Below are 15,296 nucleotides of genomic sequence, written 5' to 3' on the forward strand. Positions count from 1 at the left end.
CCCATCAGCCATCGCATCAAGAAATGCGCCTGGAACGACGACTATCTCATCAATGCCATCACTCATATGCGATAGCCCTGCCCTTAAGGGGGAGATGCCCGGTAGGGCAGAGGGGGGCGCTACGGAGTGCAAGGCCAATAGGGACCACGCTCACCGGCTGTTCTTCACCCGCCTTGCGTGGTGTTGGTGCCGAAATCGACCTTCGGCGGCTGCATCTTATCCTCCTCGATGGTGAAATTCGCAAACGGCTGGTTGCCGCGGAACCACAAGGTCGCCCAGATCACCGACGGGAAGGTCCTCAGCGTCAGATTGTACTCTCTCACTGCCTGGATATAGTCGCGGCGGGCGACCGTGATCCGGTTCTCGGTGCCTTCGAGTTGTGCTTGCAGCGCCAGAAAGTTCTGGTTGGCCTTGAGATCGGGATAGTTCTCCACCACCGCCAGCAGGCGCGACAGCGCGCTGGTCAGGCCGGCCTGGCTGTCCTGGAATTTCTTGAAGGCTTCCGGATTGTTCAGCGTTTCCGGCGTCACGGTCACCTGCGTCGCCTTGGCGCGCGCTTCGACCACGGCATCGAGCGTGTCCTTCTCGTGCGCCGCGTAGCCCTTGACCGTGTTGACCAGATTGGGGATGAGATCGGCGCGGCGCTGGTATTGATTCAACACCTCGCTCCATGCGGCCTTGGCGTTTTCCTCAGCTGTTGGAACGGTGTTGTAGCCGCAGCCGGCAAGCAGCGGCAGCATGACGGCCATAACCAGGAACGCAGCTAAATTACGGAAGATTGGCGGCGAAGAAAGGCGCTGGGCAAGCATGATAAGTCCCCTCGATAGCATTGGCAGGCGAAGCATTAGCACAATCCTTGCGTAAGAAAATGACTTCGGCCGAGAAGTGTTACTGGTTTCTGCCATTCGCCGTCGGGCCCTGTGACAGACGAGGCGAACGGGTTAAGCTCGGCATAAAACGGGACATCACCATGGCGAAACGCCACGACAGCGACGCGGAATCGCGCCGCATCATCGAACGGGTGGCGCGCGAGACCGACCCGGGGGGCACCTCGTTCCTTGCACGAACCACTAAAGGCGCGCGCGACCACGTGACCGCGGCCGATGCCGACCGGTCGGACCCGATCGAATATTGGGGCACCCGCATCGGTCGGGCAGCGGGCTTGCTTATTGCCATCGGCCTGTTGATCTGGCTCGTGTTTTTCGTCACCAGGGGCAGTTAGGAAAATCAATGAGTGCCGAAAAAACCGAGGCGCCGCGCGCGGTCATCGTCGTCTCCAGCCATGTCGCCCGTGGCTCGGTCGGCAACCGTGCCGCCGTCTTTGCGCTGGAGACGCTCGGCTTTCCGGTTTGGGCGGTACCGACCGTCATCCTGCCCTGGCATCCGGGCCATGGCCGGGCCACCCGCATCGTGCCGCCGCTGGACCAGTTCAAGGCGCTGATGGCCGACCTCGAGCGCGCGCCGTGGCTGGGCGAGGTCGGCGCCGTGCTGTCCGGCTATCTCGGCGAGGCTGGCCAGGCCGAAGCCGTCGCTTCGCTGGTCGGCGCAGTGAAGGCGAAGACGCCGGACGCCCTCTATATCTGCGATCCGGTGATGGGCGATTCGGGCGGGCTCTACGTACCTGAGCCGACCGCAATCGCCATGCGCGACCGGCTGATGCCGATCGCCGATATCGCCACGCCCAACCGCTACGAGCTGGAATGGATGGCCGGAGCGCCGCTGCCCGACTTGAAATCGGCAATGGCTGCAGCCCTGCAGGCTGGCCCACCGGCCATGCTGGTCACATCGGCGCCGGCGATGATGGCCGGCGGCACCGGCAATTTACTGCTCGCCGGCAGAGAGGCACTGCTTGCCGAACACCGGCTCATCGACAAGCCGCCGAATGGGCTCGGCGACCTAACGGCGGCCGTCTACCTGGCGCGGATCCTGTCCGGCCAGCCGGCCGCCAAGGCGCTGCAATCGACCACGGCGGCGGTCTACGAGATCCTGGCGCGGACCGCCAAGCGCGGCGGCGACGAGTTGCAGCTCGAGACCGATGCCCAGAGCCTGTCGCACCCGATGGCGATGGTGCAGCTTCGCCATCTCCTGCATCCGGAACGGGACCGCCGGGCGTGACGCAGGCCGAAGACGCCGTGCCCCAGGATGGTGCGCCCAAGGACGTTGCGCCCGACGATGTTATGCCCTGGGGTGTTGTGCTTGTCGGCGTCGACGGTTGCAAGGCCGGCTGGATAGCCGTCCGCCGCGATCCCGGTGCGGCACCGTCGACAGCCGTTTTCCCAAGCTTCGCGGCGTTGCTCGACCGACTGCCCGCCGACTCGTTGGTAGCGGTCGATATGCCAATCGGCCTGCCCGATTTCTCCCAAAGAGGCGGTCGCGGCCCGGAGGCGCTGGTGCGGCCGCTGCTTGGGGCCCGGCAGTCCAGTGTCTTTGCCACCCCCTCCCGCGCCGCGCTCTACGCGGAGATCGAAGCCTTCACCACGGTCGACGCCTGGTACGCCGCACATCGCAAGGCAAGTGAGGTAGCCAAGACGACCTCAGATCCGCCGCGCGGTGTCTCGATCCAGGCCTTCGGCATCTTCGCCAAGATCCGTGAGATCGATTCGCTGCTGATCGCGCGCCCCGAACTACGCAGCCGCGTGTTCGAATCGCATCCGGAAGTTGCCTTCTGCAAACTGAACGGCGACCGGGCGATGCGCCTGCCAAAGAAGATCAGGGGCAACATCAATCCGGCCGGCATGGCCGAACGCAAGGCGCTGCTTGCCCGGCATGGCTATAGCCAGGATTTTCTCGACCAGACGCCGCCGCGCGGCGCGGCCGCCGACGATTTCCTCGATGCCGCGGCGATGATGCTGGTTGCCGGACGCATCGTCAAAGGCGAGGCAATGCCGTTTCCGGATCCGCCGCTCGCCGATCGTTTAGGCATTCCCGTCGCCATCTGGGCCTGAGGACCAGGGCGTCAGGAGCGTGATCTGAGCGCCTCGTTGAGTGCCCACATATCCTTCTCCTCGGGCGCGGTCTCCAATCCGAGCACGGGAACTTGCTTACGCAAATGGTCGTGGTGGGTGCGCACGCCATATTCGAGATCGGAGAGGTAAAAACCTCCGAAGGCTTCGGACAGCATGGATTCGTTGGACCATATCGAAAGCTTCACGTCCTCGGCCAGCGTGTCGCGGTCGATGCGGTAGGATAGGTAGCGGGCTGCCGCCTGTTCCCTGGTCTCGTCGCGATAGCGGTAGATGGCGCCGCGCAGCAGCGTCTCACCCGTCGACAGCGGAAATTCCTGATAGAACTGCACCGATTCCGGCATGATCGACAGCACGTTGTTCGGGAAGATGCCGTAGTAGATCCAGGCCTTGCGCAGGTGTTCCGGCAGGTGCTTCGCCTCGGGTGCGAGCTTGATGTACTGCGCGACGCTCCAGCGCCGTCCGGCATGCGGATTGTAGGTGGCGAACGAGCGCGACACGCCGTTGACGAACGGCTCGTCGAAATAGGTCGCACCGTAAAGGTCCTGCAGCGCCGGATGCGCCATGGCGACGTGGTAGCCTTCATTGTCGACATCGCGCACCGACTTCCAGTTGACCGGCGTCTTTTGGGTCCAGATGCCCCAGGACGGCACCATCTCGGCGACGCCGTAATGGGCAATCTCGGCTTCGATCGGCTTCAACAGCTCGGCCACCGATGGCTGCGGCCCACCCTTGCGGAAACGGATGAAGATGAAGCCCATCCAGATTTCGAGCTCGAGCGGCATCAGGCCGAAATCGGTCTTGTCGAGGTCGGGGAAGGAACGGGGGCGGGCAGCACCGCGCAGCGTGCCGTCGAGATTGTAGACCCAGCCATGAAAGGGGCAGACCAGCGCATTCTTGCAAGTGCCTTGGCTGTCGGCAACGACGCGACTGCCGCGGTGGCGGCACATATTGTTGAAGGCGCGCACAACGCCATCCTTGCCGCGCACGATCAGCGCCCGCTCGCCGACCACATCCATCGTGAGATAGTCGCCGGCGTTCGGCACGTCGCAGACATGGCCGGCGATCTGCCAATGGTTGCGGAAGACGTGCTCTTTCTCGAGTTCGAACAAGGCGTCGGAATGATAGCTCCAGCCCGGCAGCCCCCGCCGATCCCAATCGTTGGGGATTGCCACGTCACGCAGATGCGGGTTCATAAAAGGCTCTTCATTTATTGAATGATCGTTCAATAAAAGCATATTTTCCGTTGAAATGCAATGGCTTGGAAAAACGGGGCGAATTCTTGACGGGAAATCGAGCGGGATTCGAGAGCCCAGTCCGAACGATCGAAGCCGGGAAAATCCCGGGAATTCCAGACGTTAATCCCCTTACGCTTGTTGAGCGCCCGACGCTCTGTGGGCCTGGAAAGGCGACGTGGATCTGGTGCCGTGGGTAGCGGAAAACGAGAATGCCACCGGTGCTGCCAGCTACGCCGGATCGGTTTGCCCAGGAATGGCCGCGGGCTTGGTTTCATGCCGGTTACACAATCGTTAATCCATCACCGTTAGCCGGTTACAAGGTGCGATTAAGTTCGTTTCAACAGGGAAAAGAAGAAGACCGAAGGAAACGACGATGCGTACGAAAATCCAGATCACCGATACCGACCTTCGCCAGCAGGGTCCCCAGCGTAACGACCGACGCCCGAAGCTGGCGCTGCGCCAGCGCGCCAGTGATCATCCGATGGCGATGTTCATGCTGCTGGCGGCTGCCGCATTTGCCGGCATGGCGTTGACGCCGACCGTCGGTCCGGCCTTCGCCTCACTGAACCCGCCGGCCAACCTCATCGATGGCGCGACAACCACCACCAAGACGGCGCGCCTGCCGATGCCGGAGATCGATTTTGCCTGCAAGGGGCAGGCCTGGGGCGCCGAGAGCCTGGATTGCCTGCGTGTCATCGCTGCCCAGTCGGGCAAGGCACGACCGGTCCGCATGATCGCCAATACCGCCCCGTTGGCTGATACGCCGAACGTTTTTTGATTTTTTTGCGAGCGCCCTCCAGCACTCCAGTCAGGCTCCCGCCGCAATGTCGGCCGGGAGCCTTTTTCTTCCGGGGCGAGATCGCGGAGTCTAGCCGCCCAGAGCGGCCTGCTCGGCAATGGCCGAGAGCACGCCGCGCACATCCAGCGTGCTGAACGGTTTTTCGAGGATCGGCGGTCGCTGCTGCGCCGGCAGCGCTTCGATCTCGCCTTTCGCGCCGATCAGATCGCCGGTGACAAGCACGAAGCGCCGCGCCAGACCCGGCATTTCGGCGAGTAGCTCGCGATAGGCGGCTATGCCGCTGCTGCCGGGCATGCGCAAATCGGAAAACACGATGTCCGGCGGCACATGGCCGCTCAGCGTCGCGGCGGCCGAGATCCAGGCCGGCACGACCCGCGACTTGATGCCCATCAGCTCCAGAATATCGGACAGCGACGCGGCGACATCCGGCTCATCGTCTATGATCAGCGCGTGACGCAAGCCGCTGGACCGCGACGGAGCTTCGCCGGCGGCGGCCGCGCCGGCAGCGATCGCCGGCAGCTGCACGACAAAACGCACACCTCTCGGCGAAACCTCCTCGAACCAGATATTGCCATTGTGCCGCTCGATGATCGATTTCGAGATCGACAGGCCGATGCCGGTACCGACACCGACCGGCTTGGTGGTGAAATAGGATTCGAATATGCGTGAGCGTATCGCTTCCGGCACGCCTGGCCCGTTGTCCTCGACCGAGAATCCGGGATTGCCGCGGTCGCTGCGAAACGTCCGGACCTTGATCCTGCGGTCGCCGGCAACGCCGGCCAAGGCGTGCTGGCTGTTGATGAGGAAGTTGGCGGCCACCTGCGTCACGTGATCGGCATCGGCCATGGCCAGCAACGGGCCGCCGGCGAAATCGGTGTCGATGATGATGCCGCTCGACCGTGCACCATAGGCGGTCACTTCGAGTGCGGCGCGGATCACCTGGTTGAGGTCGGTTTCGGCTTGTGCGGCCGGGTGCAGGCGGACCATCGACAGGAAGCTCTTGACGATACGGCCGCAGCGCTCGGCAGCGGCGCGCACCTTTTCGGCGCGCACCTTGGTCTGGGGATCGGCGGCGAATTCGTGCAGCAGCGTCGACTGGGCGACAACCACGGCCAGCGGATTGTTGAGCTCGTGCGAAACGCCGGCAAGCAGCGAGCCCATTGCCGCCATCTTCTCGTTCTGGTGCAGTTTTTCGCGCTGGCGGTTGATTTCCTCCTCGGCCCGCAACTTGTCGCGCAGGTCGCGGATGGAGCCGAAGATCAGCTGGCGATCGGCGACCCGCATCTCGGTTGCCGTCAGCTCGATCGGAAAAACCTCGCCGGCGGCATTCTGGGTGACCGTTTCAAGCCGTTGGCCGACCATCGGCGCGCCGCGGCCCGACATGTATTCGGCACCCGACGCATAGCCCTTGCGGTAATATTCCGGCACGACCGTATCGAGCAGGTCCTTGCCGAGGATATCGCTGCGCCGATAGCCGAACATCTTCTCGGCGGCCGGATTGAATTCGATGATCGAGCCGGTCTCGTCGATGACGATGATGGCGTCGAGAGAGGCCTGCAGCATGGTGCGGCGAATGACGTCGCTGGCATGCGCGTCGGAGGGCGACCGTTCGATGGCATCGCCGATGGCGAGTGCCACCATGTGCAGCGCCGCCTCTTCCTGGTCGGTCCATTCGCGTTCGTGGATGCAGTCGTTGACCGCCAGCGTGCCCCACAAATTGCCGTGCGAAAAGACCGACACCGACAGGAATGACTTGATGTTCTGCTTTTCGAAATCGGTCCGCAGAAAGCCTTCGAGATCGCGTGTGTGCCCGGCGAAGATCTTGCCTTGACGCTCGTCCTCCGCCAGCCGTTCCAGCAATGGGTCCGAATCGACGACCGACTGCACGATGACGGTAGGTGATGCCAGCTCGCCGCCAAACCGGGGGGCGATCCAATAAGCGGCGACCGACTGGGCGAAGCCCTGGCCGGGCAGTTCGCGCAGGCGAAACAGGATGCCGCGGTGACAATCCATGGCTTCGCAAAGCGTTTGGAGAATACCTTCCATCTCGCGCTGCCAATCGCCGGCTTCGCGCAGCCGGCGAACCACATGCACGGCCGCCATCGCCGCGCCCTGCCTGGCGCCCTGCGTGTCCGCGCCTGCTGTTTCAGCCGTCATGGTCATTTCCTGGCCGTGGCTTGCTCAAGCCGCCAGGCCTCAGTTATTTTCACCGACCGGCAGCGAGAAGATATAGCCTTCGCCGCGCACCGTGCGCAGGAATTTCGGATTGGCTGGGTCCGCTTCGATCTTCTTTCTCAGCCGCATGATGCGGATGTCGACGGCGCGGGACGATTCCGGGTCCTCGACGAAACCGATCGCCTCGGAGATCGCCGCCCGCGTCAACAGCCGGTTGGCGCGCGTCAGGAACACCTCCAGCACGTCGAACTCGCTCTTGGCCATGTCGATGACCGCGCCGTTGGCGCCGGTGACGAGCCTGCCGTCGAGATCGGCGTGAAAGGGTCCGAAGCTCACGGACCGGCGGCCGCCGGATGTTTCAGCCTTGGCCTTTTGTGGCTCGGTCGGCTCCGGAACGCGGCGCAGCACGCTGCGCACCCTGGCCAGCACTTCGCGCAATTCGTAAGGCTTGACGATGTAGTCGTCAGCGCCGAGCTCCAGTCCGACGATGCGGTCCAGCGCGGTACCGGCCGCCGTCGCATAGATGATGCCGATCGGCATTTTCGACCGCATCCAGCGGCCGAGCGACAGGCCGTCCTCGCCCGGCATGGCGATGTCGAGAATGGCCAGATGGAAGGACTGGGTTTCCAAAAGGTCGCGCGCCGCCGCCGCACTTTCGGCCGTGGCCACATCATAGCCGCTGGCGCCGAGATACTCGGCGACCGCATCCCTCAGGTCGGGCTCGTCCTCGACAATGACAATTCGTGCCCGCACGATGCTTTCGCTCCCGCTTTCAGCGGAAAGTAGATTGGGTATAAACATGATGTCCAGCACTCTTCTTGGGTTGCCGTATGCGGGGTAGAAAAACATGGCTGCACGATCCGTTATCGCGCTTGTTTCCGTCGCTGAAGTAATTGCGACCGATCTCGCCGATCATCTCGAGCGGCGCGGTCATGACGTCCGCGCGGCGCGACAGCCGTGGGAGGCCGAATCGCTGCTTTCGGAAAAGGGTATCGATGTCGTGGTTGTCGGCGACAGCGTCAGCCAGGCAGAGGGGCGCGACCTGCTCAGGCGACATGGCGGCGAAGGTGGACCGGATTTCATCCTGATCTGCCGCCCGGCCGATCTGGTCGACAAGGTTCTGGCGCTCGAACTCGGCGCCGCCGACGTCGTCGAAAGCCCGCTCAATGTCAGGGAGCTTGCCGCTCGCGTAGGCGGCCTTCTGGCTCGGCGCGGCAGGAGCGCCGGGGAACTGATCGTGCTGGAGAACGCGACCGTCGATCTCCGATCGGCCATCGTCATGCACCGCTCGGGCACGGAAGAACAGCTGTCCCCCGGGCAGGTGGCGCTGCTCAGGCTGTTCCTGGCCAGCCCACGCAAGGTGCTGACGCGGGACGACATCATCGCCGCCGCGCCCGCCGAAAATGCCGAAGCCTTCGATCGGTCGATCGATTCGCGCATCGTGCGGCTGCGCCGCAAGCTCGATACCGAAACCATCACCACCATACGGGGTGCGGGTTACCGGTTCGATCCGCCGACGCAATTCGCCGATTGAAGGCAGGACGGCCACCCTCTTGTCTTGAGCATCGGGTTTTCCCAAAACCGGTTTCCACTTTGGGGTCCGATGCTCTTCAGCGCACCACGAGAAGCGACGGGCCGGACGGCATGTCACCGTTCGTGCTGACCTCGCCGGCATGGGCACGTTCCTTCAGCAGCACGGTGGCGAGGCCGGCAATGCCGAGCAGCCCCTGGACGTAGAGCAGGGCGGAAAGCACGGAAGCGGCGAATTTCGTTTTCATCCTGTTCGTTCCTCAAAATTGGAATTTGCGGGCACCTCAGGGGAACCCCCGAAGCGCCCGCGCCGCCAGCGGAGCCCCCCGTTGCGGCGCGGGCCTTCGGTCCTCTCGGCTGCAAGTTGCCGGAGGCGCCGCGCATCCTCAACGGCCCTAAGCCGCCCCCGCCAGAGGGGCTTGAGCCGGTCGACGCGCAGGCTGGAAACTGTCCAGACCAATCCAGACCGTAGCGAAAACAGTGTTGGCTTCCGATCGTTCGTTGACCGCTGTTTTCGTTAGGTCAACTTTGCCTGTTCGCTGTATCCGGATCATGCCGCCGAGGCTGCGCTTTGTTGCAGCTCGGTTTCGGAGTCAGGTGAATTCCTATCAAACGAAAGGCAATCGCGTATTCACGCCGCGGTTTGGCCGATCCGCCTAGGCAAACACGCCACCGTCATAACGACGTCGTGCAACTGCAAGCTGCTTTGCACGGACCTTTTCTGTTAATCAGGGGAAACAGAACCGAAACACAAACGAGCATTTAGCGAAATCGGCTTGAAACATGACGCCCCGATAAGCCGGTCATCGAATTGAGCCGGCCCCGACCGGCAGAATAGGGGAGACATCATGTACACTGCCATTTCCGCCAAGCTCATCAACATCGCCGCCGCCGTCATCACCGGGGCTGCCTTGCTTGTCAGTGCCGGCAACGGCGCAGCCCACGCCGCCGCCAACAAGATCGTCGCGCGTGTGTCGCTATCGCAGCAGACCATGGAAATCCTGGTCGACGGCCGGCCGACATTCGCCTGGAAAGTCTCGACCGGCGACAGGACGCACGTCACGCCGACCGGTTCGTTCAAGCCGACCCGCATGCATGAAATTTGGTATTCGAAGAAATACGACAACGCCCCGATGCCGCATTCGGTGTTCTTCAGCGGCGGCTACGCCGTACATGCGACAAGCGCCATCAAGCGCCTCGGCCAGCCAGCCTCGCATGGCTGCGTGCGTCTGCATCCGGACAACGCCGCCGATTTCTACCAGCTCGTCGAGGTCTTCGGCCCGGCCAACACCAGCATCGTCATCGTTAAATGAGCGATGCTTCGTCGCTCTCAGGAAAGGGCCGGATATTAGCGCAATCTAATCCGGCATTACCGGCATCAGCTTCGGATCCGGCTTTTCAGCGTGATGCGGCAGGTCCTTGCTGGCGATAAAGGTGTAGAACATCGGCACCACGAACAGCGTGAACATGGTTCCGACCAGGATGCCGGTGAAGATCACCAGGCCCATCGAATAGCGTGCCGCGGCACCAGCGCCGCTGGAGATGATCAGCGGCACCACGCCGAGCGCCATGGCCGCCGTCGTCATCAGGATCGGCCGTAGCCGCACCCTGGCCGACGCGATGATCGCATCGCGCCGCCGCATGCCGTGCATTTCACGCTGCTGGTTGGCGAACTCGACCAGAAGGATGCCGTGCTTGGTGATCAGGCCGATCAGCGTGATCAAGCCGACCTGGGTGTAGATGTTGAGTGTCGCGGGTGGAATGCTGAACTGCAAGCCGCTGATCATGAAAATCAAATTGAGATTCGGAATCATGTTGAGCGGCAATATGGCGCCGAAGATCGAGAGCGGCACCGACATCATAATGATCAGCGGATCGCGGAAGCTTTCGAACTGCGCGGCCAGCACCAGGTATATGACCAGCACCGCCGCCGCGAAGGCGATCAGGATGGTGTTGCCCTGTTCCTTCTCTTGGCGCGATTGGCCGGAATAATCGATAAAGAAAGTGTCCGGCAGGCTCTCCTTGGCGATATCCTCGATTGCTTTCAAACCGTCGCCGGTGGTGACACCAGGCAGCGGCAGGGCGGAAATTGTTGCGGAATTCAACTGATTGAACTGCTCGATCACAGCAGGCGACGCGTTGGTCGAGATCTTCACCACCGCCGAGAGCGGCACCATCTCGCCAGACACACTGCGCACGAAATACTCGCCCAGCTTTTCAGGGTTGTCGCGAAAGCTCTGCGGCACCTGCGGGATGATGTCGTAGCTGTTGGATTCGCGGTCGAACTGCGCCACCTCGGCACCACCGACCAGAAGCGTCAGCGTCCGGCCGATGTCGGCGATCGGCAGGTTAAGCGCGGCGGCGCGGTCGCGGTCGATCGTCACCGTCACTTGCGGCGCGTCGTAGGACATTGAATTCTGCACGGCGAGGAAGCGACCGGAGGCCTGCGCCTTGTTCTTGATGTCCTCGGCCGCCTCGTACACTCGGGAGGCCTCGCCGGTCGAGCGCACCACCATTGTGATTGGCAGGCCGCCGCCCGAGCCGGGCAGCGTCGGCGGCGCGAAGACGAAAGCATCGACGCCTGCCACCTTGGCAAGGCGGGCAGTGATGTCTTCCTGAAGTTCCTTCGAGCTGCGCGCGCGCTCGGCCCAGTCCTTGAACGCAAAGCCGACGAAAGCGCTGTTCGTCGGGCCTTGGAACGCGACGGCGGAGAACCGCGCCCTGGTTTCGGGGATATCATTCACCAGCCCGAGAATCTGGTTCACATAGGTCTCGGTGTAGTCCGAGGTCGCATAGCGCGGCGCGTTCACAATAGATAGCAAGAAGCCCTGGTCTTCTTCCGGCGCCAGTTCGCTCGAGGTCTTGGTGAACATGAAACCGGTCGTGGCGACCAGCGCGAGGACGATCATCAGCGTCACCGGGCGATATTTCAGCGAGCCGCTGACCAGCCGCTCATAGATGTGTTCGACGCGCCCGAACGTATTGTCGACAATGCGCTGGAAGCGGCTGTGCGACCCGGACCTCAGGATACGTGCCGACATCATCGGTGTGATGGTGAGGGCGACGACACCCGAAAGCACCACCGAGCCGGCAAGCGTCACCGCGAATTCGCGAAACAGCGCGCCGGTCAGGCCGCCGGTGAAGGCCAGCGGCGCGAACACGGCGGCCAGTGTTATCGTCATGGCGACGACGGCGGAAGAGATCTCCCGCATGCCGTTGAAGGCTGCCTGCATCGGTGACAAGCCGTCTTCCTCCATGTGGCGGTGGATGTTTTCCACCACCACGATGGCATCGTCGACGACGAGGCCGATCGCCAGCACCATGGCCAGCAACGACAAAAGATTGATCGAATAACCCAAAGAAAACAGCAGGAAACAGACGCCGATCAGCGACAGCGGAATGGTCACGATCGGCATCAGCACCGAGCGGAACGAGCCGAGGAAGAGCAGAATAACAACGATGACGATGGCGACCGCCTCGCCGATGGTCTTGAACACCTCCTCGATCGACGCACTGATCTGCTCGGTTGAATCGTAGACGATCTCCATCGTCATGCCTTGCGGCAGCGTCTCCTGGATGGTCGGCACGATCTTGTGGATTGCCGCCGCCGTGGTCAGCGGATTGGCGGCCGGCGTCGGAAAGATGGCGAGAAAGATGCCGGGCTTGCCGTTGAAGGTGACCCTGGTGTCGGTGTTCGCCGCGGCGAGCTCGACGCGGGCCACGTCGCGCAGTCTCACGACATTGCCGTCCTTCGAGCGGAGCGGAAGGGCAGCGAAAGCCTCCGGCGTCTGCAGGGTCGAGCGAACCGTGATCGAGGAAGCCACATATTCGTTTTCGGTATCGCCGGGCGCGGAGAGGAAATTCGATTCGTTGATGGCGGTCAGCACTTCCGCCGCCGTCACGCCGCGCGCCGCCAGTTTGATCGGGTCGATCCAGACACGCATCGAGTATTCGGCGGCGCCGAAAATCTGCACGTCGGCAACACCTTCGACCGTCGAGATACGCGGCCGCACGACGCGCTCGATATATTCGGTGAGTTGTTCCGGCGTCATGTTCGGGTTCTGCATCGAGATGTACATCATCGCGAACTGCTGGCCGGTGCCCTTGACGATCACCGGGTCTTTGGTTTCGTCCGGCAGATCGCCGCGAACGCTCTGCACCTTCGACAAGACTTCGTTCAGCGCCACGTCGGGGTCGGAGCCGAGTTTCATCTGCACTGTCACGGTGCTGGATGACGGCCGGCTCGCCGACGTCACATAATTGATGTTTTCGGTCGACGCGACGGCACGAGCGATCGGCGCGGAAATGAACCCCTGGATCAGGTCGGCGCTGGCGCCGGGATAGGCAGTGGTGATGGTGATGGCCGTTTCTTCAACCTCTGGATACTGCCGGATCGAAAGGTTGAAGATGCCTTGGAAACCCAGAAGCAGGATCATGCAGGCAAGCACGGTCGAAAGGACCGGGCGGCGGATGAAGAGGTCGGAAAAGCTCATTGCTGGGCTGCCTGCTGGTTCCCCGGCTTGCTCGGATCGATCGTGTTGTCGACGGCAACGGACATGCCGTTGGAGAGCCGGTTCTGGCCGGCGGTAACGACTTCGTCGCCTGGCGCGATGCCCTCCAGGATCTCGACCAGGCCGGCGTTGCGGCGGCCTGGCTTGACGAACACCTGGGCGAGCACGAGCTGCGGCTTCTGTTCTTCCGCTGCCGGTTTGGCTGGGGTAGCAGCCGGCTTTTCGTCGGGTTTTGCCGCGGGTGCTTCGGCCGCGGGCTTGGCAGCATCTGCAGCCGGCTTTTCTTCCGGCTTTGCCTCGGGCGCCGCGCCGTTGGCTTCGGCGGATTTGGCCGGGCGCACCACGAAGACGAAGTCGCCGTACAGGCTGGAAGTCAGCGCCGTCTGCGGCAGCGCCAGCACGTCGTTCTCCTCGGGCAGTTCGACGCGCACCTGGACGAACTGGCCGGGCGTCAGCTTGCCTTCGGGATTGCCGACCTCCGCCCTCACGGTCACCAGCCGGCTGGTCGGGTCGATCTTCGGATCGATGCCGCGGATGCTGCCGGTGAACGGCATGTCGCCGCCGCCGACGCCCAACCGCACCGTCTGTCCGATCTTCAGCTGCGGAAGCTGCTGCTCCGGCACGGTGAAATCGACACGCATCGTATCCATGTCCTGCAAGGTCACCACAGCGGTGCCGGGTGTGAGATACTGGCCAAGGTCGATTTTCGGAATACCGACGGTACCCTTGAAAGGGGCCGTCAACTGCTTTTGGTCGAGCACCGCTTGCAGCTTGTTTACCTGCGCTGCGGAGACCGATGCTGCTGCCTGCGCCGTGTCGAGCGTAGCGTCGGTGCCGACCCCGCGCTTCTGCAGCTCAAGAGCGCGCATCAGCGTCGTCTGGTCGGATGTGGCTTGCGCCTTCGATGCCACGAGGTCGGCTCGCTCGACTTCATCGTCGAGCTGCAGCAGCACGGCGTTGGCGGCGACCTTCTGATTGGCATGGAACAGGATGTCCTTGACGATGCCCGCGGTTTCGACGGTGAGGTCGACGCCGCGTACGGCACTGACAGTGCCGATCGCCTCGATGCCGGGCGTCCAGGACATCGGTTTGACGATGACCGTCGACACGGTCGCGGCCGGCGGCTTCATGCTGGCGAAGAACTGTTTGGTTGCCATGTCGTGAAACAGGTTGAAGCCGACGATGCCGCCGCACACCAGCACGAGCAGAATGAAGGCGATGATGAAGCGCTTGATCACGAACAGTCCCTCGGCCACGGCCCAGCATAACGGTCGGACGACCGGAACACATACCTGTGCCTGGTCCCAATTTCAAATGACGGCGATCTTACTGTACCGTCTGGACGGTCTTGTCAATTCCGCCTAAGCTAATGAATGGGGAACGCTTGATGAAGGCCCGCAGAGCAAATTCGCGCGAGAAGATCCTCGCCGCCGCCGCCGCCGTGGCGCGCGAGACGGGTCCTGGCAGCCTGTCGCTGGATGCGGTCGCCAGCCGTGCCGGCGTGTCGAAGGGTGGTCTTCTCTACAATTTCCCAACCAAGGCGAAATTGATGCAGGCGCTGGTGGAGGATTACCTGCGCGCCTTCGAGCAGGCGCTGGAGTCCGCCCGCACGGCCGGCGTCAACGGCGAAAGCCCGCTTGCAACTTATATCAAGCTTTCGGCCGAGCATGCCGAGGAATCGAAACCGTCGGCGTCCTGGATATTTTCGGCGATTGCCGAGGATCCCGATTTCCTGACGCCGATAAAATCGTTCAGGCGGCAGGTGTTCGAGCGGCTGAAGGAGGAGACGCCGAATCTCAAGGCGCTGCTGGTCTGCTACCTCGCCATCGAAGGGCTTCGCAGCATGAACCTGTTCGGTTCGGACATTCTCTCCGCCAAAGAGCGCAGGCTGCTGATATCGACCCTGCTGGACATCGCGGAATAGTCGAACCGCCAATCTGCGGTTCTGAGCCGATTAATGGCGGCGTTCGTTCACCTGTGTCAAAATACGGGCTGGCACGTCGAAACCACGCCATCCCGCCTTCCGAAAATCGGTTCCGATTTTCGGGCCGATGCGCTAGAGCCTTTTGGGATTGAACCG

14 protein-coding genes are annotated in these 15,296 nt (G+C 62.7%); 7 read left to right on the forward strand and 7 right to left on the reverse strand.

Annotated elements, in window-relative coordinates:
* Positions 1-164 precede the first annotated feature (164 nt).
* Positions 165-809 (reverse strand): LemA family protein, encoded by a 645-nt coding sequence (locus NKI24_RS26455; RefSeq protein ID WP_352451249.1) that lies wholly within the window; start codon positions 807-809, stop codon positions 165-167.
* Between the two features lie 161 nt (positions 810-970).
* Between NKI24_RS26455 and NKI24_RS26460 the strand changes: the two genes are divergently transcribed.
* The 3 genes from NKI24_RS26460 (at position 971) to NKI24_RS26470 (ending at position 2,945) form a co-directional block, all read left to right on the forward strand.
* Complete coding sequence (locus NKI24_RS26460; protein ID WP_352742851.1) at positions 971-1,222, forward strand: hypothetical protein; 252 nt, start codon at positions 971-973, stop codon at positions 1,220-1,222.
* 8 nt (positions 1,223-1,230) lie between these two features.
* Positions 1,231-2,115, forward strand: a complete 885-nt coding sequence (gene pdxY, locus NKI24_RS26465) for a pyridoxal kinase PdxY (RefSeq protein WP_023678143.1) — start codon at positions 1,231-1,233, stop codon at positions 2,113-2,115.
* Between the two features lie 62 nt (positions 2,116-2,177).
* Positions 2,178-2,945 (forward strand): DUF429 domain-containing protein, encoded by a 768-nt coding sequence (locus tag NKI24_RS26470; protein WP_352749717.1) that lies wholly within the window; start codon positions 2,178-2,180, stop codon positions 2,943-2,945.
* 11 nt (positions 2,946-2,956) lie between these two features.
* On the opposite strand, the gene NKI24_RS26475 is transcribed toward NKI24_RS26470, so the two are convergent.
* Entirely contained in the window at positions 2,957-4,159 is a 1,203-nt protein-coding gene (locus tag NKI24_RS26475; RefSeq protein WP_352681841.1) for an aromatic ring-hydroxylating oxygenase subunit alpha, read from the reverse strand.
* Positions 4,160-4,574: 415 nt separating this feature from the next.
* On the opposite strand from NKI24_RS26475, the gene NKI24_RS26480 reads away from it, so the two are divergent.
* Entirely contained in the window at positions 4,575-4,979 is a 405-nt protein-coding gene (locus NKI24_RS26480) for a hypothetical protein (RefSeq protein WP_352681843.1), read from the forward strand.
* 90 nt (positions 4,980-5,069) lie between these two features.
* On the opposite strand, the gene NKI24_RS26485 is transcribed toward NKI24_RS26480, so the two are convergent.
* Complete coding sequence (locus NKI24_RS26485; protein WP_352749647.1) at positions 5,070-7,157, reverse strand: PAS domain S-box protein; 2,088 nt, start codon at positions 7,155-7,157, stop codon at positions 5,070-5,072.
* Between the two features lie 39 nt (positions 7,158-7,196).
* Complete coding sequence (locus NKI24_RS26490) at positions 7,197-7,976, reverse strand: response regulator (protein ID WP_198023578.1); 780 nt, start codon at positions 7,974-7,976, stop codon at positions 7,197-7,199.
* A gap of 46 nt (positions 7,977-8,022) precedes the next feature.
* On the opposite strand from NKI24_RS26490, the gene NKI24_RS26495 reads away from it, so the two are divergent.
* Complete coding sequence (locus NKI24_RS26495) at positions 8,023-8,709, forward strand: response regulator transcription factor (RefSeq protein WP_292663715.1); 687 nt, start codon at positions 8,023-8,025, stop codon at positions 8,707-8,709.
* A gap of 76 nt (positions 8,710-8,785) precedes the next feature.
* Here the strand turns inward: NKI24_RS26495 and NKI24_RS26500 are convergent, their stop codons facing one another.
* Positions 8,786-8,953: a hypothetical protein gene (locus tag NKI24_RS26500; RefSeq protein WP_352492217.1), complete on the reverse strand. Its 168-nt coding sequence runs from the start codon at positions 8,951-8,953 to the stop codon at positions 8,786-8,788.
* 600 nt (positions 8,954-9,553) lie between these two features.
* On the opposite strand from NKI24_RS26500, the gene NKI24_RS26505 reads away from it, so the two are divergent.
* Positions 9,554-10,018 carry a L,D-transpeptidase gene (locus NKI24_RS26505; RefSeq protein WP_352704894.1) on the forward strand — a complete coding sequence of 155 codons (465 nt, stop codon included), beginning with the start codon at positions 9,554-9,556 and terminating at the stop codon, positions 10,016-10,018.
* Between the two features lie 45 nt (positions 10,019-10,063).
* Here the strand turns inward: NKI24_RS26505 and NKI24_RS26510 are convergent, their stop codons facing one another.
* Together NKI24_RS26510 and NKI24_RS26515 are read right to left on the reverse strand one after the other, a co-directional pair.
* Positions 10,064-13,198 (reverse strand): efflux RND transporter permease subunit, encoded by a 3,135-nt coding sequence (locus NKI24_RS26510; RefSeq protein ID WP_352749650.1) that lies wholly within the window; start codon positions 13,196-13,198, stop codon positions 10,064-10,066.
* Positions 13,195-14,454, reverse strand: a complete 1,260-nt coding sequence (locus NKI24_RS26515) for an efflux RND transporter periplasmic adaptor subunit (RefSeq protein ID WP_502901490.1) — start codon at positions 14,452-14,454, stop codon at positions 13,195-13,197. Before NKI24_RS26515 ends, NKI24_RS26510 begins: the two co-directional genes overlap by 4 nt.
* A 149-nt stretch (positions 14,455-14,603) precedes the next feature.
* On the opposite strand from NKI24_RS26515, the gene NKI24_RS26520 reads away from it, so the two are divergent.
* Entirely contained in the window at positions 14,604-15,140 is a 537-nt protein-coding gene (locus NKI24_RS26520) for a TetR/AcrR family transcriptional regulator (RefSeq protein WP_352451259.1), read from the forward strand.
* Positions 15,141-15,296 lie beyond the last annotated feature (156 nt).

The sequence above is a fragment of the Mesorhizobium sp. M0701 genome (assembly GCF_040320365.1).
Classification (GTDB): Bacteria; Pseudomonadota; Alphaproteobacteria; order Rhizobiales; family Rhizobiaceae; genus Mesorhizobium.

What these genes read in the sequence shown, in the direction of transcription:
- NKI24_RS26480 (WP_352681843.1), top strand. Translation starts at nt 4,575, where the DNA reads ATGCGTACGAAAATCCAGATCACCGATACCGACCTTCGCCAGCAGGGT.
- NKI24_RS26460 (WP_352742851.1), top strand. Translation starts at nt 971, where the DNA reads ATGGCGAAACGCCACGACAGCGACGCGGAATCGCGCCGCATCATCGAA.
- NKI24_RS26510 (WP_352749650.1), bottom strand. Translation starts at nt 13,198, where the DNA reads ATGAGCTTTTCCGACCTCTTCATCCGCCGCCCGGTCCTTTCGACCGTG.
- NKI24_RS26520 (WP_352451259.1), top strand. Translation starts at nt 14,604, where the DNA reads ATGAAGGCCCGCAGAGCAAATTCGCGCGAGAAGATCCTCGCCGCCGCC.
- NKI24_RS26475 (WP_352681841.1), bottom strand. Translation starts at nt 4,159, where the DNA reads ATGAACCCGCATCTGCGTGACGTGGCAATCCCCAACGATTGGGATCGG.
- NKI24_RS26470 (WP_352749717.1), top strand. Translation starts at nt 2,178, where the DNA reads ATGCCCTGGGGTGTTGTGCTTGTCGGCGTCGACGGTTGCAAGGCCGGC.
- pdxY (WP_023678143.1), top strand. Translation starts at nt 1,231, where the DNA reads ATGAGTGCCGAAAAAACCGAGGCGCCGCGCGCGGTCATCGTCGTCTCC.
- NKI24_RS26495 (WP_292663715.1), top strand. Translation starts at nt 8,023, where the DNA reads ATGGCTGCACGATCCGTTATCGCGCTTGTTTCCGTCGCTGAAGTAATT.
- NKI24_RS26485 (WP_352749647.1), bottom strand. Translation starts at nt 7,157, where the DNA reads ATGACGGCTGAAACAGCAGGCGCGGACACGCAGGGCGCCAGGCAGGGC.
- NKI24_RS26500 (WP_352492217.1), bottom strand. Translation starts at nt 8,953, where the DNA reads ATGAAAACGAAATTCGCCGCTTCCGTGCTTTCCGCCCTGCTCTACGTC.
- NKI24_RS26505 (WP_352704894.1), top strand. Translation starts at nt 9,554, where the DNA reads ATGTACACTGCCATTTCCGCCAAGCTCATCAACATCGCCGCCGCCGTC.
- NKI24_RS26455 (WP_352451249.1), bottom strand. Translation starts at nt 809, where the DNA reads ATGCTTGCCCAGCGCCTTTCTTCGCCGCCAATCTTCCGTAATTTAGCT.
- NKI24_RS26490 (WP_198023578.1), bottom strand. Translation starts at nt 7,976, where the DNA reads ATGTTTATACCCAATCTACTTTCCGCTGAAAGCGGGAGCGAAAGCATC.